The following is a 20,617-nucleotide window of genomic DNA, read 5'->3' as shown; positions in this document are numbered from 1 at the left end:
ATTTATCGATGAGTGATAAATTACAGAGGCGATTGTTCCATATCTATAGCGTTGGTTCGTTATTAGGGTTTGCGACGAAGCAACGCGTGTCATCGCTAGGCTGGCTACTACTAGTGGGGGTGCCTTCAGTAGGGTTCATGTGCTTGATCTATCCTCGTGATACATTGTTCCGGCTTTTTGGGATACTCGCTGCCCTCATCATTGTGGCATTTTTTGCGGCACTCTCTAGACGGGCGAAGCTGCGGGTTAATCGGCATATGCCAGCGTATGGAACCGTGGGTGAAACCATTGAATACACAGTGGAGTGTGCGAACTCCGGAAGGTTTACCCTCGCGAATTATTATTTGCAGGATCTCGCGCCTGATCCGCGGCCAAGTAAGCCATTATTTTTAAATGGACGTGAGCCCGGTGAAGAGCTGAGGAATGGCTTTGATCGGAGGTATTTAGCTTACCGATGGATGTGGATGACGCGTCGCCGCTTGCTCTTTAAGTCTAAGCCAATGATGGGTGAGACATTGGCTGTAGGAGCAAAAGGTACAATGAGATTGCAGTTTTCACCTCTGAGGAGAGGGGTGATTCAGATGGAAAGGATGCAGGTCATTTTGCCTGATCCTATGGGAGTGTTTCAGCGGGTGAGTAGAGCGGAGCAAGAGTCAGACACCTTGATCGTTTTGCCTAAGCGTTACGCATTTGATGGTGTGAATTTCCAAGGGCAGTCTAGAAATCAGCTTGGTGGTGACTCAACCTCCTCACTTGCTGGTCAGAGTGGCGAGTTTGTCTCACTGCGTGAGTATCGCCCGGGAGATCCACCGAAACATATCCATTGGCCGAGCTGGGGGAAGGCTGGGAAGCCTATCATCAAAGAATATGAGGACATCTTTTTTCCTCGTTACGGCTTAATATTGGATACGGCAGTGAAGGCCGAGCAAGAAGATATTTTTGAGGAAGCAATTTCGATAGCTGCAACATTCGTCTGTAGCCTCGATACAGAGCAAGCTTTGTTGGATCTCATGTTTGTTCAGCAGGGGGCTCGTGTAGTTACTGTTGGAAAAAATGTGGAGCGAGTGGATAAAATGCTCGAGGTGCTGGCTGGATTAGAGATGGAGAGCCAGCCTGACTGGGAAGCTTTGAGAAAGATGGTTTTAAGTCACGCGGATGCCTTGACGACCTGCATTGTCGTTTTGTGCGACTGGAATGACGAGCGAGCCCATTTAGTAAATCGTCTCGCAGCAAGTGGAGTGCAACTCTGCGTTTTACTCGTCATAGATGGGGAGAATGAACCCGTGCTGGTAGAGGACAGTAGTGTGTCGATTGTTCAAATAAAGGTAGGTCAGGCGGAGGCTGGACTTTCCGCACTAGCGAGGTTCTAATGAATGCTCTTAATTTCAGAGAGCCAAACAAAAGTTGTTGCGTATTTGGGCGATGACAGTTAGCAGTGATTCGAACACAGAAATTTTAAATTTTATGGCAGACAAGGAAGATATAAATCCGGAAAACGTAGCTGGAACATTCTACGTAGATAGCCAGTGCATTGATTGTGATCTTTGCCGAGAGACCGCTCCTAATAACTTCACACGTGAAGATGATGAAGGCTACTCCTATCTCTACAAGCAACCCGAAAATGATGACGAGCGCGAACAGTGTGTCGAAGCCATGGAAGGTTGCCCAGTTGAGGCAATTGGTGACGATGGCGCAAAATAAAAAGCCATCTCATTCAAAGAAAAAGGCACTCCCGCACACGAGGAAGTGGATGCGGGAGCTTACTTTACGCCAATGGCGTCATGGGGACCCTGTTGCGGATCCCAATAGAAATATCCATCAAGCCTCAGAGCATCTCGATAAGCTGCTCTCAAAATTGGGAGTATCGGGCGGGATGGATGAACAAAAGCTCCGTAATGCCTGGGTGAAGGTAGCTGGCGACTTTGTGGCCAAGCATGCTGAGCCTGAATCTCTTAAAAAAGGCGTGTTGGTTCTCACTGTGATCCAGCCGTCCATGCGCTTTCATTTAGAACAAATGAAGGGGAAGTTGCTTAAAAACTTCCGTGACGAACTGGGCGAGGGAGTCGTCAAGCAAGTGCGTTTCAAGGTCGGGTAATCAATTTCGATCGATTCTTGAAATTCTCGGAGAGCGAGGTACAAAAAGTACGTGAGTACACAGGATTGGAATTGGATCTTTGATTGGTCAGGCACATTAGTGGATGACTTGGCACTGGTGATTTGTGCCACCAATCATGTCATGCGGATTTACGATAAACCTGAGTGGCAGCGTGAGAGCTTCCGCAGGAGCTTCCGTTTGCCTTACGAGAAGTTCTACAGTGAGCACATTCCTGGAGTTGAGCTCGAAGAGATAGAAAATCATTTCCGCCAAGGTTTTGCGCAATCTCATGAGGCCGTGCCAGTCTTACCGCACGCTGAGGATTTTCTAGCATTTCTAAAAAAGCGCGACAACAGAATGTTCGTGCTCACGAGCATGTGTGCGATAGCATTTTCTGAGCAAGTGGAAGAGCTAAAACTGAACCATTATTTTGAGAATACCTACGCCGGAGTGTTGGATAAGCGCGACCTGATTGGTAAGATTATCAAAGAGAATGGACTCGACCCAAAGAAGACGATTTTTGTCGGTGACATGACACATGATGTTGAGACTGCCCACCATGGTGGTGTGTACTCTGCTGGAGTTCTTACTGGTTATAACCACCGCGAGCTATTGGAGTCTGTTATGCCTAATTTAATTTTAGAAGATTTAGCGGAATTTAAGGCAATTCTCACTGACGAAACCAATTTGCAGAGTTTGATGGAGGTAAAAGCATGAAAGATACGATTTTAGTCAAGGGCTTGGAAGTAGCACTCCACATCGGGGTGCCCGACGAAGAACGTGAGCAGCCACAAATTCTAAAACTCCATCTCGAGCTTGTCCCCGAAAATGGGTTTTCAGGTCTCAATGACGACATAGAGAAGACGGTGAACTACTATGAGGTCTCTTTACGGGTGAAAGAGCTCGCAGCTGAACGTCCGCGCAAGCTGATTGAGACGCTCGCGGAGGAAATTTCTGATATGATCTTGCGTGAGTTCGCCGTGGTTGAATTGGTCTTGGAGATCGAAAAATTCATTTTGCCCGACACCGACTTTGTCGGATTGAGAATGAGCCGCAGCCGAGTCTAGATGATTTCTAAATTCTGATTGATTCGGGTGTAACAGCCGGCAGGTAGTTGACCGAGGGTAAGCTCGCCAATTTGTGCGCGATGGAGGCCTACGACTTTATTTCCTATGGCGTGAAACATCCTTTTGATCTGGTGGTAGCGACCTTCGTAGAGTGTGATTTCTACGCTGGTCTCGCCAAGGATAGTCAGCTCTACCGGACTTGTCGTTAGGTCTTCAAAGGCGAAATAGATTCCTCGCGAAAATATCTCTGCGCAATCGGCTCTGACCGGGTCGCGGAGCTGGACGCGGTAGATTTTAGGGACTTTTTTATCTGGTTCTGTGAGCGATCGCGACCATCTACCGTCATTGGTAAGCAAAAGGAGCCCAGTCGAGGCGCGGTCGAGCCTTCCCGCAATATGCAGATCCGCAGCATAGGTCTCATCGATAAGGTCGATGACTGTGGGATGCTGAGGGTCACTTGTGGCGCTGAGGTAGCCTGCTGGCTTATGCAACATGAGATAAATAGCCTCATTTTCTTGAAGCACTACGCCGTCCATCTCGACCGTGGTGAAGTGGTCGACCTCGAAGCGGTTGAATAACTCGACATGGCCGTCGACGGAAACCATCCCCGCATCAATTTTTTGGCGGACTAGCTTTTTACCTAAACGGGTCTGATGGCTTAAAAAACGATCGAGTCGCATGCTGGCAGACTACGCTCGTGAAGTGGCAGCCCAAGTAAAAAGCCCTTTTTTAAGATTCGGATGGCACAACTTTCTTGCAAATGCCTCATGGTACAGTATCTCAACCCACGTTGAGAGACCTCCTTACAAACCCAGCTTGGACTGACGATGACCTTGGCGCGCCTTTACCGGATGACCGCCATGCGATCTCCGTGTGCCTACCTACCTGGGATGCAGTGCTGGGCTATGAAGAGGGACGAGACAAAATTCTCAAGAGATTACGTTGTGGTTATCCTCGTTTTTTCAAGCACCCTTTAGTTGAGCGTCTTTTTAGCACCGCTGCTGATCAACTTGCTGTTGAGTCTGAGCGGGTCGTTGTTTTTCCTCACCGTGCTGCCGCCCAGCGAGCTTTACGGTTTGTTGAGAAGCGCACTGGAGCTGCTGCCCGCATTGTTAGTTTCGATGGGATGCAGGCATTGATTGTGCCCGAAGCCGCTGCGGTAGTCGCCATGGAATACTGGCGCTACACTGGCGAGATTGTGAGTAGCCGACAGGCTCTAGACGTCCTAGATGGCGATGGGTTTTGGAAGTACGACACCTCTGAGTTACGTGCTAGAATTGCTAATTTTGGTAATTATGGTGCTGAAGATGTCTTTCTCTACGAAAGTGGAATGTCTGGAGTCTATGCCGTGCACCGCGGGGTGACTGGTATGTTTGCAGGTAAAAAGACCTTACAGTTAGATTTCCCCTACGTTGACGTGCTGAAAATTCAGAACTACTTTGGTGCTGGAGCAGTACTGCTCAACGAGAGTGTGGGTGAGTCTTTTGATGAAGCATTGAAGCGGATTCGCCAAGGTGAATTCGCCGCAGTTTTTTGTGAGGTGCCTAGTAATCCACTATTGCGTTCGATCGATCTTAAGAAAGTACATCAAGCTTGCCGTGATGGCGGTGTCCCACTGGTTGTAGATGACACCATTAGTAGTGTGCTCAATGTCGACGTTGCACGCTATGCTGATATTGTAACGACTTCTTTAAGTAAATGGATTTCTGGCAAAGGGGATGTTCTTGCCGGCTGTGTTCAGCTAGTGAAGTCGTCACCTTTCTACGATGATCTAGCGGAGTTTTTCACTGATGATTGTGAGGATGGCAGCCGACTATACGCCGCAGATGCAGCTGTGTTAGATGAAAACTCTAAAGGATTTCCTGAGAGAATGGCACCGGTGAATGCAAATGCGCTCGCTTTGGTCGAGTTGCTTCAGGCTCACCCAAAGGTCGATAAAATTTGGTACCCATCGCTGAGTACGCCAGAATTCTACGCTCAGGTGATGCGTGAGGGGGCTGGCTTTGGTGGCTTGATCTCCTTCACTGTAAAGAATGAGAAGAACTCGGCTAAGGTCTTCGATGCTCTACAAATTTCTAAAGGTCCTAGCTTGGGTACTGATTTTAGCCTCGCTTGCCCCTACACACTGCTCGCGCATTATGACGAGCTTGATTGGGCAGCGGGATGTGGCGTTCCAGCGCACTTGATCCGAGCTTCTATCGGACAAGAACCACAGCAAGTGATTCTCTCTGCCTTCCAGCAAGCGCTAGAGTTCGCATAATTCTCCCTCGTTCTATTTTCTGCAAACGGGTGATATCTATCCACCCAAATAAAAAGCCAACTCGTTGACGAGTTCGCTTTAAAAATGAAATGAGCTTCGAGTTTTATTTGGATGAGCTAGGAAGGAAGCGGTAGTAAACTTCGAGCATGAAGGTGGCCAAGCAGGTGCTCATGTGGAGGTTTCCGCTGTGCTTGTTACTATTTTTCCAAGAGCCGTTCTGATTTTGGTTTGTGAGTAGTTCGTCGCGGAACAGGTCGTTGTAGAATTTCCAGTCTTCACCGCCACGGTTGATCATGGCTTGAGCATTGTAGTAGTGGTAGTAGAGGTCGGAGCTTGGCCCATCCCACTTGAAGTCGGTGTTTGCGCGGATGTATTTGACACCTTGGCGTACTTCTTTAGCATTCGGTTTGCCCCACATTTGAAAGGCGAGTACGCCGCTGCTGTCAGTTTGGCCGGCGATGATCATGTCGCCGGCAGTCTTAGTGACCTCTGCGAGGTTGGGGATCTCGAATCCGAGGCTGTCGCAGAAGGTGTAGGCTTCTGCTAAGGCGTAGGTGGCAATGCCATGTTCGTAGACCCAGTGGTGTGATCCCACTGCGGCAGTTGCTAGCCTGCCGTCACTCTCCATACCGAGATTCACAAGGTAAACGATCGCATTTTCTACTGTTTCACCAAATTCAGCTGAGATTGGTGTTTCACAATGACCGAGTAAGGCGAGGACGGCGAAACCGGTCATGGCGCCTTTGTTTCCTTTGGTCCAGCTGCCATCACTGTTCTGGGTTTTCTGGAGCCAGCGGAGTGATTTCATCACGGCTTCCTCACATTGTTCGCTACCGCCGTTAGCGTCGAGGCGTGCGAGACGGTCAGCTTTGGAACAGCGTTTTTTAATGGTGGTGGGTAGATTTTTGAAGTAAACGCCACTATCGTTTCCGTCACCGTCATTCAAGCCGTCATCGAAGTCGTGATCATTACCAAAGTCGAGTGAAGGTTCAGTGACCTCAATGTCGGGGACTGGAACAGCAGTAGGAGAAGAGGAGGCGCTGGCAAGCATTTTCGCCATAGAGGAGGACGGTGAGGATGGTGAGGATGGTTTGCGCATTACCTCGTTGGGTATTTCGGGGAGATCTCTTTTAGGCTCATCAGTGTTTACTGGTGGATAAGAAATGATTTCTGGTGGACTCTTGATATTTACCGTGAGTGCGATGACCATCAAGATAAGGATGACAAGGCCAAATGCTAAGACCGAAATGATCAGTGCAGAAATGGTTGAGGTTCTTTTTTGCGCGGCTAAAGCAGCTTGTGCTTGAGGGCTCAATTGTGCGTGTAGGCTCATGGAGTTGGTTGTGGTTTTTTTGGGGGGGGCTGAAAGCGTTGACTCACAGGGGGAACTCAGGAGGAATCGGGTTTCTTAGTGAAAATGATAACAAAGATGTATTTATTTCGAAGGGCCTCGCAACTTTCGGGACCTCAGTCATTGGCTGAGTGCGTGGAAATACGCATGCTTTCGCTACATCGTATAATACCATTTGAGCGGTTAGATTGTCGAAATGACTCAGATAGTCTTGAACTCTAGCAAGGAGCTAGGAAAGGAAGCTAGCGAGCTATCTGACTGACGCGTAACGCGGCTAGAGTTTGAAAGGTACAGGGCCTTTCAACGATTCAGCTCTACTGCTAAAATAAAACCTACAAATCCATCATTCCGACAAGATACCTGAGAGAATGGTATAATGTAGGCCACATAGTGGTGCAGGCTCTTCCGCACTAGCAATTTTTTGTGAGTAGTTGGATGCTTCTGGGCAAAGAAAAAGCCAACTCGTTGACGAGTTGGCTTGGAAAATGAAATGAGCTCCGAGTTTATTTGGATGAGCTAGGAAGGAAGCGGTAGTAAACTTCCAGCATGAAGGTGGCCAAGCAGGTGGTCATGACCGGGTTTATCGCACCATGCCCGCCGCCGGTTGGCCACGAGCCGTCTTTTTCTTGTAGGCTCAGCAGGTCATCCCGGAAAAACTCGTTGTATTTTTTCCATTCACTTCCGCCATGGTTGATCATAGCTTGAGCGTTGTAGTAATGAAAGTAGAGGTGACTCAAGCTAAACTTATGGCCGTCGAGGCTTTCAGTGACGTATTTAATGCCGGCTTTGGCTGACTTCGAATCACCCAAGCCCATCACCTGAAGGCAAAGCACACCACCACCGGTCAGTCCGGGGTTTTGAGCTGGGTTAGCGCGGTAACCAAAGGTGCCGTTTGCACCCTGGACCTTAGAGAACCACACTTCTGCACTTGCGTAGACTTTCTTGAATTTGCTATCTTCACTCCACAGTTCGGTCAGGTGGCAGGCTTTGACCGCCTGAATCTGCCAGTATCCTATCGAGTTGTCACCTCCTCCCTTGCCGTAGTTGTATGCCCAGCTTCCGGCATTTCCTTGGCCATCCATTACTATGTCACCTGCTTTTTTGGCGACTATGTCGAGGTTGGGAATGTCTTCGCCCAGTCCCTGGCAGAAGGTGAAAGCTTCGGCCAGGGCGTAGGTTACGATCGCATGTTCGTAAACCCAATGGCCGCCCGCGCCGGGGGTGGTGAGCTTGCCGTCGTTTTTCATGCCGAGATTCACAAGATAAACGATCGCTTTTTCTACTGTTTCACCAAATACCGGGGAATTCGGTGACTCACAATGCCCGAGGAATGCGAGTACGGCGAATCCGGTCATGGCGGCGCGGTACTTTTCTGAGCCCGCCTCGTGACTCCAGCTGCCATCCTCTTCCTGATTCTCCTGTAGCCATAGCAGGGCATCCACCACGGCGTCTTCGCATTTCTTATTTCCTCCATTTTCTTTCAGTAGCTTAAGACGTTCAGACTTGGAACAGCGCTTCTTCATTGAGGATGGAAGGTTGCCGAAGCCGCCACCACCGAAACCTTCTCCATCACCTTCACCCCAGCCTTCACCGAAGTCGTTACCATTGCCGAAGTCGAGCGCGACTTCGGAGGTTTCCATGATGGGTACAGGAACTGCTGTTGGGGAGGCTGAGGAAGTTGCAATCACCTTGGCCATGGAGGAGGAAGGAGCGGAGGGCTTGCGTTCGACCTGATTTGTCGTCTCAGGGCGCTCGATTTCCTCCTCTTCGGAGGTTCCTGATGAATAAGAAATGATTTCTGGTGGGCTCTTAATGTCTATTGTGAGCGCTATCACCATCAAAATTAGGATGACGAGACCAAAGGATAAGATCGAAATAATCAGTGCTGAAATGGTCGAGGTTCTTTTTTGTGCAGCTAAAGCAGCTTGTGCTTCAGGGCTTAATTGTGCGTGTAGGCTCATAGAGTCGGGTCGTGTGTTGGGCTGAGAGTGTTGGGCTGAGAGTGTTGGGCTGAGAGTGTTAGCTCAATGGGGTAACTCCGGTGGAGTCGGGTTTCTTAGCTGTATGCATAACAAATATCTATTTATTTCAAAGCACATACTTTCGGGATTTATGCCATTGGCTGGGTGCCTGGAAGTACACATGACTTCGCAACATGCTCTAATGTCGGCCTCATAGAGGTGCTGGCTCTTTCGCTCTAGCAATTTTTTTGCGAGCAGTCGGATCCATCAGCCCAAAAAAAGCCAACTAGTTGACGAGTTGGCTTGGAAATTGAAATGAGTTTCGAGTTTATTTGGCCGAGCTAGGAAGGAAGCGGTAGTAAACTTCGAGCATGAAGGTGGACAAGCAGGTGCTCATGTGGAGGTTTCCACTGTGTTTGTTTCTGTTTTTCCAGGTGCCATCTTCATTTTGGTTTTTGAGTAGTTCGTCGCGGAACAGATCATTGTAAAATTTCCAGTCTGCCCCACCAGCATTGATCATGGCTTGGGCATTGTAGTAGTGGTAGTAGAGGTCGGAGCTTGGCCCACCCCACTTGAAGTCAGTGTTAGCACGGATATATTTGATACCTTTGCGCGCCGCTTCGGATTTCGATTTGCCCCACATTTGAAAGGCGAGTACACCACCGCCAGTAAGTCCAGGGCTTTTTGAAGAACTGCGACTGTAACCGATCGCACCATTTGCCCCTTGTGCTACGGTTAGCCACTCGAGAGCTTTGCTGGAGACGGATTTAAAGGCGCTGTCTTTCCATAGTTTACTATTTTTGCAGGCTTTGAGAGCCTGAATTTGCCAGAATCCTACGGAGTTGTCACCACCACCGCCGGATTCGTATCTGTAGATCCAGCCGCCGCTGCTAGTTTGGCCGGCGATGATCATGTCACCGGCAGTCTTAGTGACCTCTGCGAGGTTGGGGATCTCGAATCCGAGGCTGTCGCAGAAGGTGTAGGCTTCTGCTAAGGCGTAGGTGGCAATGCCATGTTGGTAGACCCAGCGGTGTGAGGTGGCAGCGGAAGTTGCGAGTCTACCGTCATTTGCCATACCAAGATTCACAAGGTAAGCGATCGCTTTTTCTACTGTCTCACCAAATTCAGCTGAGATTGGTGTTTCACAATGACCGAGGAAGGCGAGGAGGGCGAAACCGGTCATGGCGCATTTGTCTTTCTCCATCCAGCTGCCATCACTGTTCTGAGTTTTCTGGAGCCAGCGGAGTGATTTCATCACGGCCTCCTCACATTTTTTGTTGCCGCCGTTGGCGGTGAGGCGTGCAAGACGGTCAGCCTTGGAGCAGCGCTTCTTGATTGAAGCTGGGAGGTTGCCGAATCCGCCACCGCCAGTGCCTGAGCCATCACCATCTCCCCAGCCGTCGCCAAAGTCGTCACCATTGCCGAAGTCGAGTGCTACTTCGGAGGTTTCCATGATGGGTACAGGAACTGCTGTTGGGGAGGCAGAGGAACTTGCAATCACCTTGGCCATGGAGGAGGAAGGTGAGGAGGGTTTGCGCTCGACCTGATTTGTCGTCTCAGGGCGGTCGATTTCCTCATCTTCGGTGACTCCAGATGAATAAGAAATGATTTCTGGTGGGCTCTTGATATTTACTGTGAGCGCTATGACCATCAAAATTAGGATGATTAGTCCAAAAGATAAGATCGAAATGATCAGTGCAGAAATAGTCGAGGTTCTTTTTTGTGCAGCTAAAGCAGCTTGCGCTTCAGGGCTTAATTGTGCGTGTAGGCTCATAGAGTTGGGTCTTTGTGTAGGGCTGAGAGTGTTAGCTCAACTGGGTAACTCCGGTGGTGTCAGTTTTCTTAGAAACAAGGATAACTAATTTGTATTTATTTCAAAGAACGCTTGCTCACCAAGGTGTCATTGACTGTGAAAAGTGGAAATATGAATGATTCTGCTGTTTGTGTATTACCGATAGAGAGGGAGGCTGTCAATCTGGGAAAAGGCGAGCACACCATAGGAGCCTATGTGCGTGCACCGAATCTATTCAAAAGACTTAGTGATGCCTGATTCGAGTGACTCGGAGAGCCAGTTGAAGAGTTTGTCGACTTCTTCTGAGTCGTTACGGATGGCATCAAGCGCTGCCCAGTCGAGGTGTGGACGGGTGTGTGCCGCCGCAACTCGATTGATGTCTAGGCGCTCCATCAGGGCTTCAGTCTCTCGTGGGTGCGCATTGAGAATGTGTGCTGGGCGGGGGAGGTCATCGAGTTGTTCTAAGCTCAGTCCGAACGATGTCACGCCGAGTCCAAAAGTAGCATTGAGCTTACGGAAGGCTTCATTGAGAGCTTCGTCGTCGATACGAATAGCGTAGAAGAGTTCCCCACTATTGGCCCAGACAGATGCGCTGAGAGCTTGGAAGAAATCCTCACGGAAAGTGTGGATGTTGGCTTGGATGCGCAGGCGTCCTGCGCAGAGGTGGAATGGCGGCAGGCTGAGAGTTTGCTTGAGGCGTAGAACTGCATTCGGGGAGTCTTCTTCGCCAGCTCCTTCCCAATCGACTAACATGACCTCAGGAAATTTCCAAAGATTTCCCATCGGTGAAGTCGCTTTGAAGGGTTCGCGGAAAACAAAAGGCTGACGGCCATTGATCTCACACCAACGGTGGACAATGGCTCTAAACTTTTTGACACGAAGCATTGCTAGATCGACAGCTTCTTGGTTTGATCCAAGATCATCGAGTCGTCCCTGAGTCATGGATAGGAGTTCCTGCGCCCCTGCTAGGGCTGGGACTGCGGCTGTGCGGCGATAGTAGCCTTGGCCTTTCTCAACCTTAGCAATCGCCGAGCCTGGGTCGCAGGACATGATAGAGAAATGATAGCGCAATGAGGCGTCTGAGTAATTTCCGTCGAGGCGCATCCTCACTAGGCGGATGAGTTCTGTACCCTTGATTGCTTCTTTAGGGGAAGCTGGGAGAATGTCAGGAAGTACTGTGTTGAGTTGGTTTCTCAGGCTCATAAAAATTTAGTCGAGTAAGGTGTCGCTGCGACTATAAGCTGTGGAAAATACAAATTCTTCAAGCCTAGAGTACGGATCTTTTTAAAATAGTTATGAGTTGTTAGTAAATTTTGGAAATTTCTTTGAATAGCGCGATTTCACTTGCCGTCCTAGAGAATATGAAGTGTTATTTTTCCAGCATGAAAATCTCTTTTGTTACTCTCTTTTGTAGTTTTGCCGCAATGATGGCTCCCTTGTCAGTTTCAGCAGATGCAAAAGCAGACAAGATACTAGCGACGACACGCTACGCCGCGACGATGCAGACCCAACAGGATCTACATGGCCATATGTCGAAGAATGGCAAGCGCACGCCACTGAGTTTATTTTTACGCAATGAGAACATCCAGTTCTCCTATCAGGTGAAGGGGAAGGACAACCGATTCCACATGCGACTCAAGCAAGATCGCTACGACCTGCTAGAAATCAAGGATGGCAAGACCACTAGGTTTAGCGATGCCAAGCTCTCGCAAAATATCAATGGAACAGACGTCAGCTACGAAGACCTCTCGATGCGGTTTCTTTACTGGAAGGACACAGAGCTGGAAGGCGAAGAGAAGGTCGATCGCCAACTCTGCTATAAGTTGCGTCTCAATAATCCCTCAAAAACAGCTGGCAAGTACCGGATCGTGGATGTTTGGGTGCACAAAAAGCATGGCGGCATGATGAAGCTAATCGGCTACAATGCTGCGGGCATGCCGCTCAAGAAATTTCTTGTCACAGCGCTCATGCGGGTGGGTAAAGGTAAAGAATACACACTGCGCACGATGCGCGTTTCTACGGTGGATGCGAAGTCGAACAAAACGACTGGTATTACCTACCTTAATTTTGAGAAGGCGAAGAAGGCGGCAACGAAGAAAACGCGCTAAACTTAATTTAAGCCTCACTCGCTCCAAGCGGCGTCGAGCCACGCGCACTCCAGATCCCTGAATGATGCGTCCTTTCGTCAGAGAGAAATTTTGTCAATTCTGATAAATTCTAGTAATTCTGTATAAGAAAGTGTCGCGGCATCTGGGGCAGTGCAGAAGCTACGCCACTCCCTCAGCCGCCTTTTGCTTGCGTTTACGCACCCAGAGAAGGAAGGCAACGGTGGTGACTAGCATGAAGACGAGTAGGCCGAAGAGAGCGAATGCTCTGTCTCGTTCACTATCGACGTTCTCGGGAATGGCACCTTCGATGGGCATCTTAGGATCGCTGAGTATGGTGATTTTTCCATCGCTGAGAGTCACCTTACTTAGCTTATTATAGACATCTGCTAGCGCTTTATCTTTACGGTATTCTGAGAAGAGGAAGGTCGGTAATTCTTTGGTGTACTTTTCTGGTACTGGGTTTCCATTGTCAGGAGTGATTTCAGAAACAATGGGAAATACGGAGCCCATGGCGATCATTGGTTCGACGGTCATCGTAGCATTGACATAGCGAAGCCCATCAAAACCGGCTCTGACAGTGAAGCAGATGTCTGAGATGATAGATTTGTCAGTGATTTGGCTGACACTGAGAGTCTCGCGGAACCCTTTAAGTTTTGGGTAATGTGCAATAGCTAAGTTCATCTCATCCACGGTGAATGTGATCTCAGCACGTTTGCCTGATTTGACGGCGTCACTAAATATGTCGACCTTGGCGTCAAGAGCATCTGTGGCAGATGTATCCTCAGTGGAGGCTAGTGCCGGTACGTCTTTTTCTAGTTCAGAAATACTGATTATAGCATCCTTGTTCTCGTGATAGGAATACCAGCCGATGCATGCGAGGAAGACGACCATGCCGAGAATGACGAGGAAGATAATGCAGCCAGCGATAGGAGTAGGCTTGCCAGTGGCTTCGGTATTAGGCGTGGACATGCAGTGGTGATGCGCTTGCTGGGCGGAACTTTCAAGTTTAAACAATGTCGGGTTTGCAAGTTCGCGCGATGTGTTCTACTGGTCGGCATGGCAAAGATTTTGGTAGGCCTCTCCGGAGGCGTTGACTCTAGCGTGGCTGCTGCTCTGATGGTGGAGCAGGGGCATGAAGTCGTGGCCGCCTATATGAAAAATTGGATCAACACCGACAACGTCCCCGGCGATTGCCCGTGGGAGAACGATGTCGATGACGCCCATGCTGTGGCTAAAAAGCTAGGTATCGAGTTTCGCGTGGTTGATCTGATAGACCAATACCAAGACCGCATCGTTGATTACCTACTCGAAGGCTACCGCAGCGGCATCACGCCGAATCCCGATGTCTATTGTAATCGAGAAATGAAATTTGGCGTCTTCCTCGACTACGCCTTGGCGCAAGGCTTCGAGTACGTTGCCACTGGCCACTACGCCCGCAAGCGTGAGCGCCCCGATGGCACCGCTGATATTTTACGTGGTTCTGATACCAACAAGGACCAAAGTTATTTCCTCGCTCTAATGGAGCAACACCAGGCCAAGCACGCACTTTTCCCTTGTGGAGAAATGCTCAAGCCTGAAGTGCGCCAAGTCGCTGAGCGCTTCGACCTTCCCACTGCCCAGAAAAAGGACAGCCAGGGAATTTGTTTTATCGGCAACGTCAAGATGACCGATTTCCTGCGCCACTATGTTCCTGATCGTCCCGGCAATATCGTAGATACCGAGGGCAAACGCCTGGGCCGCCATAAAGGCCTCCACCTCTACACCCTCGGCCAGCGCAAGGGACACGGAGTTGCTTCACCGCGTGATGGCGTGGCCTATGTCGTCGTTGGCAAAGATCTTAAGAAAAACGAACTCATAGTCGGCTACAATGAAGCTGAGACTCCAGGACTTTTCTCCAGCAAATCAGTCGTCGGCACAGTCTCATGGGTCAACAAACCTGTGACCACCAAGCGCAAGATCGAGGCTCAACCTCGCTACCGCGCCAAAGGTGAACCAGTCTGGGTCACCCCACGTGATGACGGTAAGTTAGATGTCGAATTCATCCGCCCTCAGCGCGCACTCACCCCAGGACAAATCTGTGGGTTCTACGAAAATGGTGTCCTCCTCGGCGGAGGTGTTTTTGAGACTGTAGAGTAGTCTTTCCAGTGTGATTTTTTTACCACGGATCGCACGAATTTCACGAATAGCTAGTAGGGATGGTTCTCCGAACCGTCCGGTTAGGTTGATGTATTTTTACCTAAAGGAACGATAGCAAGCTCTTCGGCTCCAATGAAACTCGTGCGGCCTACTTTTTTTGACTTGGAGTGCGGCGGCTAGACACCGCTCTGCGGCTGGCTCGGCTCGACGAGCGTGGTCGGTAAGTCTCCAGTGCAGATAGACACCCAGCGATTCGCTGCTCCGCACCACATGTGTCGAGCCACAGCCATCCGCAAGAGCTGAATCAAGCTTCAGCAGTCCGAGACCGTTCTAATAGACTAACTATTCAAACATGGCACTAAGTCCCGATGCGCGTTGCACGGTGCTCTCGACTGTTTGCTTGAAGCTTTGCTCGGTGCACCAGAGAGTGGCGGACTTCTTGGCTCGGCTGAGTCCGGTGTAGAGGAGTTCGCGACTTAAAATAGGGGAATCCTCTACTGGTGGAATGACCAACAAAATGTGCTCGTACTCACTGCCTTGAGTTCGGTGAATAGTAAGAGCCCAGGCGGTGTGCACCTCGGGAATACGCGCTGGTGAGAAGCTGCGTGTGCCGTCAGTGCCAGCAAAGCTAACGCTAGGGTTGCCCTCGGCGTCTGTCCCAGTGAGGCCAGTGTCACCATTGTAAATTCCTAGAGCGTGGTCGTTTTGTTGAACCAGCACCGAGCGCCCAGGGTACCAGACTTGTTGGGTGTCTATACCGTGGCTAGCTAGGATTTGCTCTACTGTCTGGTTGATGGCGGCGATACCATATGACCCTTTATGCGTCGGGGTTAGAATCCGGAAGTTGTCGATTCCTGTCAGCTTTTCAGCCGCGCTGAGTTCACTATTTTTAAGGACTGGAAGCCAATGAGTTTCGACAAAGGGAGTGAGCGCATTGCGCAAGCGAGATGGAAGCTTTTGAAAGACCGTCGCGCCAGTCACGTCCTTTGGTGAATCGAGTACAGTTTGCCAGGCTGAGCTGCGTCGCCATCACGGATGTGAGCACAAGCCGCATTGATAGGACCTTGGGTGCGGAAGCTCTTCCGGAGGGTGATTGTGGATTTAGAAAGCAAGCTATCAGTTTGCTCCGCAGCTAGCATGAAGTCGGAAAGGACGGTGCCTACTTGAACCGAAGAGAGCTGATTTTTATCTCCTAACAAAATAATCCGAGCATCGTCGGGAATGGCATCCAGAAGGCGGTGCATCAGTGGTAGGTCGACCATAGAGGACTCGTCGATCACCACCACTTTTGCGGAAAGCGGATTGTTAGCATTATGGCGAAATTCGATGCTGCCGGGCCTGTATCCGAGAGCTCGGTGAATCGTTGCCGCCTCTGTGGGGAGGTCGATCGGTAGCATTTCTAGTTGGCTGATGCCTCCTAGAATCGATTGGCGGAGGCGGTCTGCAGCTTTCCCTGTGGGGGCAAGAAGGAGGCAATCACTTGGGTCGCTGAAGTAGCCTTGCTCACGCAGTAGCAGTAAAACTTTGAGGACGGTAGTTGTCTTACCCGTTCCGGGGCCGCCAGAAATGATGGTGAATCTTCGCTGCAGAGCGGTCATTGCGGCAAGCGCTTGATCGTCACCTTCGCTAGTTGGAAAGTAGCGCCGATAGAGCTTTTTGGTGGGGGAGCTTACTTTATCTACAGGTTGGCTTAGCCATTGGTGAACTTTCTCGTAAATTCCTTTTTCGTGAAGGAAATAGCGCTGGAGGTAGAGTCTTCCTTCAGTCGTTAGAATGAGCGGAGAATTTCCGCCAGGACTAGAGACCGTGCTGTTTTCAGCATCGGAGGCGAGTATCGTTTTCCAGTCCCCGAGTGAATGCTTTTTGTGGGAACGTAGGTCGAGACAGGATGATCCCGCCTCGACAGCTTCACTGAGACGCTCGACCAAAGTGGCAAAGTCTCGGGACGCGGGTTGGTGGCGTTTACTGATGAAGTCGGAGAAATGTTTGGCGAGCATGTTAGGAGAGGTGAGATGGTTGCTTAATGAAGGCATTGCGCAGAGCAATCAGGCGGGCGGGGCTCAGCGTGTCTGAGTAAATTCCGCTGTGCGGGGAGCCAGTATCGACCCCTCGAAGAAAGACGTAGATGCTGCTACCGAGGTGGATAGCTGGGTCGTAACGAGCGCCGAGTCTCTGCTGCAGTAGTTGGTCGAGCGCCAACGTGTAGAGGTGGTACTGGAGGAAATAATGGTGGTCAGCCATCATTTCTGGGAGTGAACTAGCTAGCTTGTTAGATTTCCAATCGAGGATGTGGTAGCGGCCATTATGTTCAAATACGAGGTCAATAATACCATCGAGAAAACCTTCTACGGCAAGCGCTGAGACATCACGAAGTTGCTCGATGTAGCCAACTGGGAGACCCTCTGGTGGATCACTTGCCAAAATGTCGCACAGTGCTGAAAGTGAGAAGTTAGAACCAGATAGAAGGAACTGAGCTTCGTTGAGCCGTTGTTTTTGGCTGAGTTGATTAAGCTGTATACCGGGAGCAATCTCATGCTTTAGCAGTTGCTCAATATTGAGGACAATTTCTTGAATAATTTCAGTAATTTCAGTACCAGACGGCCTCTCGCGCCATGGACTATACTTGTGGAGTTTTGAGTCGACGAGGCTTAGTAACTCGCTGGTGTCCTGGAAGTCGAGTTCTTCGAGAATCTCGTGGAAGACCAATCCAAGCGACGCACCGGCTTGCAGTTTGCTCCAAAAACCTTTCTCGACCCTACCAATTGAGTCGAGTACCGTGCCATCGACATCATGGAAAATGTCTGGGGCATTGCGTGTGATTCCAGTGAATGAAGTCGTGCGTTTTTGGGTGACGAAGTGGATCTGAGAGGAGTCCCGAATGCTGAGTTCTTGGACGTCCTTGCTCGTCTGAGCTGTCCATTTCTCCAGTTGGAGATCTAGAGTTTCTTCATCTAGTGGAGTGTAGACGATCGTGTTATCTGAGTCTCCACAGAGAGCTTCGATCTCTGGCTGGTCGATTTCACCTAACATCCGATAGACAGCATGGTCGTAGGCCGTTTTTTTTGCAGGAGGATCGTAGTAAAAGTAGCAACGGTGTTTCGCCCGGGTGAGAGCCACATAGCTGAGGCGGACTGAGTCAGCTTGCTCTTCGGCTTTACGGATTTCAAAGCTCTCATGAGAATTGTCCCCATAGGGAGCGAACAGTGTCTCACCAGTGTTAGGGTGGTGGTAGGTGTGGCTGAGACGTGTCGAGCTGATCTTGCTGTCGCACGATGGGAGCACAAACACGATGGGGTACTCGAGGCCTTTACTTGTGTGCTGAGTGAGGATCTGAACGGCAGCGTCATCGGTAGCGATACGGAGCTCAAGTTGCTCGGCATCTGTGTCGTAGGTGCTTCCTTGAATTGCCATTTCTAGCCATTGCAAGGTTGCAGACGGGGTCATTTTGTCTTCACGCGCTTTCGTGTCTAACAATTCAGCGAGATGGTTGAAATTAGTCAAACGCCTTTGGCCATGTGTCAGCTGGAGAAATCTGCTGCGCACTGAGAAACGGGCAATGAAGGACTGCATCATAGGCATCAGCCCATGTTCATTCCATAGGATATGAAGCTCCGAGAAATCGTTAGAAACTTGATCAAATGCTGCATCGCTCGCTAGCAGTACACCACTTCCGAGAGCAGGTGTGAGCAATGCTGAACGAATGGCTGGGGTACTGCGGGGATTGAGCAGGGCGGAAAGGATGGTGAGAATTTCAGAGGATTCTGCGCTGGCAATGAGCGAGGTGCGTGTGCTTAGAGTCGCTGGTACTTTGTGTTCACTCAGCAGTATGTTGAGGGATTCACCCTGCTTCTTACTGCGCACAAGTACGGCGAAGTCTGACGGCTGGACCGGCTCAGTTCTTTCAGAGTTAGGATCAATTTCGCTCCACGCTGTGTCGAGTAACTCGAGGATATTACGGCAGATGTCGTTGTAGAAAAGTTGACGTTTCTGATCGGCAGTGGACTTTTCCATTTCTATCGACTGAAACCAAAGCGCAGGTTGTGCTGGGTCTGGAACGTTTCCAGTTTGTTCGGGCCATTGTGAGGGAGTGAATGAGATTCCGCCTTCCACGAGGAATGAGTTTTCTGAAATGCTGAAAACCTTGTTCACTGCATGGATCATGCTCGGGCTGGATCGATAGTTTGTCAGCAAGCTGTAGTGGTGGTCAGCCCTGCTTGCCGCAGCGATATAGGAAAACACATCAGCACCACGGAAGCGATAGATAGATTGCTTCGGGTCACCGATGATGTGGAAGTAGCGCTCGTCTTCAGCCTCACGTTTTTCTTGGTTAAACAACTGGATGAAGACGTTGCATTGTTGCGGCGACGTGTCTTGGAATTCGTCGATCAAGGCTGCTTTGTAGCGCTTGTAGATTGCCAACTTGATCGCTTGCGACGCCTTTGAATTACTCACAAGTATGTTCGAAAGTGTGGTCGTGACGTCGTTGTAGCTTTGGGTGTTGAGGTCGGCTTTGAGTTCGTTCAGACGTTGCTCGACGAATCGATAGATTTCACCGTAATAGGCTGAGCTGATGTTTTTAGGGCGGGCATCAATCAATGACTGAATTGCTAAGAATAAATCAGCGATAGCTTCACCACTGAGGTCGATGAATTTGTTTTTGTTAAATGCGGCTTCGGTGAGCAAGTGACTAGAACGCAGGTGGTCTATCAGTGGCGTGCTTGATAAAACGGCACTTGGATTACTGAGGATGGCGTCGATCTCTACAAAGATTTTCACATCGCCACCTTTTCTAAATGGTCCAGCAGTCTTCTTGATTCCGGCTGTAGGATTGTCGATGAAGTCGCGGAGTGTGTCTTCGTGTTGTTGGAGAACTGCGACAAAAGAATGCCATGCTTTGGCGTAGTCAGCATTGAGGGCATCGGCTGATTCAGAATAGGCGTGGTCAAGGGTGACTTCGCTGCTGCGTAGAGCTTCACTGAGGAACTTTTTGGCCTTATTGAAGTCGACACTTTGCTGGAATAGCGCGAGTGCGTCGCCCTTGAGATTGTAGACGTGCTGGCGCCAGTAATCCTGCAGCGCTGTATGAATCAGAGGCGAGTCGTCCGGTTCTAGCTCGATAGAGAAGAGCACATTTGATTCAAAGGCGTATTCCTTGAGCAAGCGCTGGAAGAACCCATCAATCGTGAAGATCGGGATACTGTCGAAGGCTGAGAGAGCGATCGACAGACGACGCTTGGCATTCTCTACCCACTCTTCACCTTTGTTGATCCACGCCTTTGCAATGTCATTGTTCATTTCATCCGCTGGTAATTTGAGCTCGCGGAGAACCTCTGAGAGTAAGTCGTGAAGACGACTTTTGATTTCGGCCGTGGCAGCACGGGTGAAGGTGACGGTCACGATCTCGCTGGGATCGAGCTCTTTTTCGACGAGTTCGCGCACGATGATGCGGACCAAGGAATAGGTTTTCCCGGTACCAGCACCAGCTTCTAACAAAGTGAGGCCGTGTTCTATTGGCGAGCTGACTGGATTAAATTGAGTGATCATGACACGCTAGTTTTTTACTGGTGGGAGGATGGCTTGGGAAAGGGGCTGCCAGATGTTTTCATAAATGGCATGGAAGGTGTCGCTGCTGAGAGCGCTGTCGGTGAAGAAGAGTCCAATCTCTGGATCGTGTCCTTCTCCAGTTTTGAATTCGGAATTTTCTGACCATGATTTCAATCCTGCAGATTGTTGTTTAAGTTCAAAAGCATCCTCATCATCTGTCTCCTTGCGCGTCACTTGGCTGATTGCGTAGCTGGTTTTGGGGAAACTAGCTTGGGGGGATTTGAGGTTATCTAGGTAAATTTG

General features: G+C 49.8%; 18 protein-coding genes. 8 read left to right on the top strand and 10 right to left on the bottom strand.

The genetic code is table 11. The features are described from left to right. Window positions 1-8 precede the first annotated feature (8 nt). The 5 genes from BSZ32_RS00210 (at window position 9) to BSZ32_RS00190 (ending at window position 3,162) form a co-directional block, all read left to right on the top strand. On the top strand, window positions 9-1,370 hold the full coding sequence (locus BSZ32_RS00210) for a DUF58 domain-containing protein (RefSeq protein ID WP_105041566.1): 1,362 nt from the start codon (window positions 9-11) through the stop codon (window positions 1,368-1,370). 94 nt (window positions 1,371-1,464) lie between these two features. Further along, window positions 1,465-1,701, top strand: coding sequence for a ferredoxin (locus BSZ32_RS00205; protein WP_105044720.1), 237 nt, complete (start codon window positions 1,465-1,467; stop codon window positions 1,699-1,701). Beyond that, window positions 1,688-2,095 (top strand): DciA family protein, encoded by a 408-nt coding sequence (locus BSZ32_RS00200; RefSeq protein ID WP_165788546.1) that lies wholly within the window; start codon window positions 1,688-1,690, stop codon window positions 2,093-2,095. Before BSZ32_RS00205 ends, BSZ32_RS00200 begins: the two co-directional genes overlap by 14 nt. A 51-nt stretch (window positions 2,096-2,146) precedes the next feature. After that, window positions 2,147-2,812 (top strand): HAD family hydrolase, encoded by a 666-nt coding sequence (locus BSZ32_RS00195; RefSeq protein ID WP_105041564.1) that lies wholly within the window; start codon window positions 2,147-2,149, stop codon window positions 2,810-2,812. After that, window positions 2,809-3,162 carry a dihydroneopterin aldolase gene (locus BSZ32_RS00190; RefSeq protein WP_105041563.1) on the top strand — a complete coding sequence of 118 codons (354 nt, stop codon included), beginning with the start codon at window positions 2,809-2,811 and terminating at the stop codon, window positions 3,160-3,162. Before BSZ32_RS00195 ends, BSZ32_RS00190 begins: the two co-directional genes overlap by 4 nt. Here BSZ32_RS00190 and BSZ32_RS00185 read toward each other — a convergent pair. Continuing rightward, window positions 3,159-3,842 (bottom strand): pseudouridine synthase, encoded by a 684-nt coding sequence (locus tag BSZ32_RS00185; protein ID WP_105041562.1) that lies wholly within the window; start codon window positions 3,840-3,842, stop codon window positions 3,159-3,161. The genes BSZ32_RS00190 and BSZ32_RS00185 overlap by 4 nt on opposite strands. An 80-nt stretch (window positions 3,843-3,922) precedes the next feature. Here BSZ32_RS00185 and BSZ32_RS00180 point away from each other — a divergent pair, with 80 nt between their 5' ends. Continuing rightward, complete coding sequence (locus tag BSZ32_RS00180; protein WP_240610520.1) at window positions 3,923-5,422, top strand: PLP-dependent transferase; 1,500 nt, start codon at window positions 3,923-3,925, stop codon at window positions 5,420-5,422. Between the two features lie 103 nt (window positions 5,423-5,525). Here the strand turns inward: BSZ32_RS00180 and BSZ32_RS00175 are convergent, their stop codons facing one another. The 4 genes from BSZ32_RS00175 to BSZ32_RS00160 form a co-directional block, all read right to left on the bottom strand. After that, window positions 5,526-6,755: a prenyltransferase/squalene oxidase repeat-containing protein gene (locus BSZ32_RS00175; RefSeq protein ID WP_105041561.1), complete on the bottom strand. Its 1,230-nt coding sequence runs from the start codon at window positions 6,753-6,755 to the stop codon at window positions 5,526-5,528. Between the two features lie 521 nt (window positions 6,756-7,276). Next, complete coding sequence (locus BSZ32_RS00170; protein ID WP_105041560.1) at window positions 7,277-8,734, bottom strand: prenyltransferase/squalene oxidase repeat-containing protein; 1,458 nt, start codon at window positions 8,732-8,734, stop codon at window positions 7,277-7,279. 328 nt (window positions 8,735-9,062) lie between these two features. Beyond that, on the bottom strand, window positions 9,063-10,508 hold the full coding sequence (locus BSZ32_RS00165) for a prenyltransferase/squalene oxidase repeat-containing protein (protein WP_105041559.1): 1,446 nt from the start codon (window positions 10,506-10,508) through the stop codon (window positions 9,063-9,065). A gap of 249 nt (window positions 10,509-10,757) precedes the next feature. After that, the gene (locus BSZ32_RS00160; RefSeq protein ID WP_105041558.1) at window positions 10,758-11,729 is read right to left on the bottom strand and encodes a hypothetical protein; all 972 of its coding nucleotides are present in this window, start codon (window positions 11,727-11,729) and stop codon (window positions 10,758-10,760) included. A 179-nt stretch (window positions 11,730-11,908) separates the two neighbouring features. On the opposite strand from BSZ32_RS00160, the gene BSZ32_RS00155 reads away from it, so the two are divergent. Then, entirely contained in the window at window positions 11,909-12,634 is a 726-nt protein-coding gene (locus BSZ32_RS00155) for an outer membrane lipoprotein-sorting protein (RefSeq protein ID WP_165788545.1), read from the top strand. Window positions 12,635-12,793: 159 nt separating this feature from the next. On the opposite strand, the gene BSZ32_RS00150 is transcribed toward BSZ32_RS00155, so the two are convergent. Next, window positions 12,794-13,603 (bottom strand): hypothetical protein, encoded by an 810-nt coding sequence (locus BSZ32_RS00150; RefSeq protein WP_105041556.1) that lies wholly within the window; start codon window positions 13,601-13,603, stop codon window positions 12,794-12,796. Window positions 13,604-13,690: 87 nt separating this feature from the next. On the opposite strand from BSZ32_RS00150, the gene mnmA reads away from it, so the two are divergent. Next, window positions 13,691-14,770, top strand: coding sequence for a tRNA 2-thiouridine(34) synthase MnmA (mnmA, locus tag BSZ32_RS00145; RefSeq protein ID WP_105041555.1), 1,080 nt, complete (start codon window positions 13,691-13,693; stop codon window positions 14,768-14,770). A 342-nt stretch (window positions 14,771-15,112) separates the two neighbouring features. On the opposite strand, the gene BSZ32_RS00140 is transcribed toward mnmA, so the two are convergent. Genes BSZ32_RS00140 through BSZ32_RS00125 form a run of 4 tightly spaced genes read right to left on the bottom strand, consistent with a single transcriptional unit; the run spans window position 15,113 to window position 20,548 of the window. Beyond that, a complete protein-coding gene (locus tag BSZ32_RS00140) occupies window positions 15,113-15,751 on the bottom strand; it encodes an ATP-binding domain-containing protein (protein ID WP_105041554.1) in 639 nt (212 codons plus the stop codon). After that, entirely contained in the window at window positions 15,748-16,803 is a 1,056-nt protein-coding gene (locus BSZ32_RS00135) for an AAA family ATPase (RefSeq protein WP_105041553.1), read from the bottom strand. Before BSZ32_RS00135 ends, BSZ32_RS00140 begins: the two co-directional genes overlap by 4 nt. Then, window positions 16,769-20,314 carry a UvrD-helicase domain-containing protein gene (locus BSZ32_RS00130; RefSeq protein ID WP_105041552.1) on the bottom strand — a complete coding sequence of 1,182 codons (3,546 nt, stop codon included), beginning with the start codon at window positions 20,312-20,314 and terminating at the stop codon, window positions 16,769-16,771. The genes BSZ32_RS00135 and BSZ32_RS00130 overlap by 35 nt, the downstream gene beginning before the upstream one ends. A 6-nt stretch (window positions 20,315-20,320) precedes the next feature. Further along, window positions 20,321-20,548, bottom strand: a complete 228-nt coding sequence (locus tag BSZ32_RS00125) for a hypothetical protein (RefSeq protein ID WP_105041551.1) — start codon at window positions 20,546-20,548, stop codon at window positions 20,321-20,323. Window positions 20,549-20,617: the final 69 nt, after the last annotated feature.

Source organism: Rubritalea profundi (assembly GCF_002954445.1).
Lineage (GTDB): Bacteria > Verrucomicrobiota > Verrucomicrobiia > Verrucomicrobiales > Akkermansiaceae > Rubritalea > Rubritalea profundi.
Note: the sequence above shows the minus strand (reverse complement) of the source record. Positions and strands in the feature narration are given on the sequence as shown.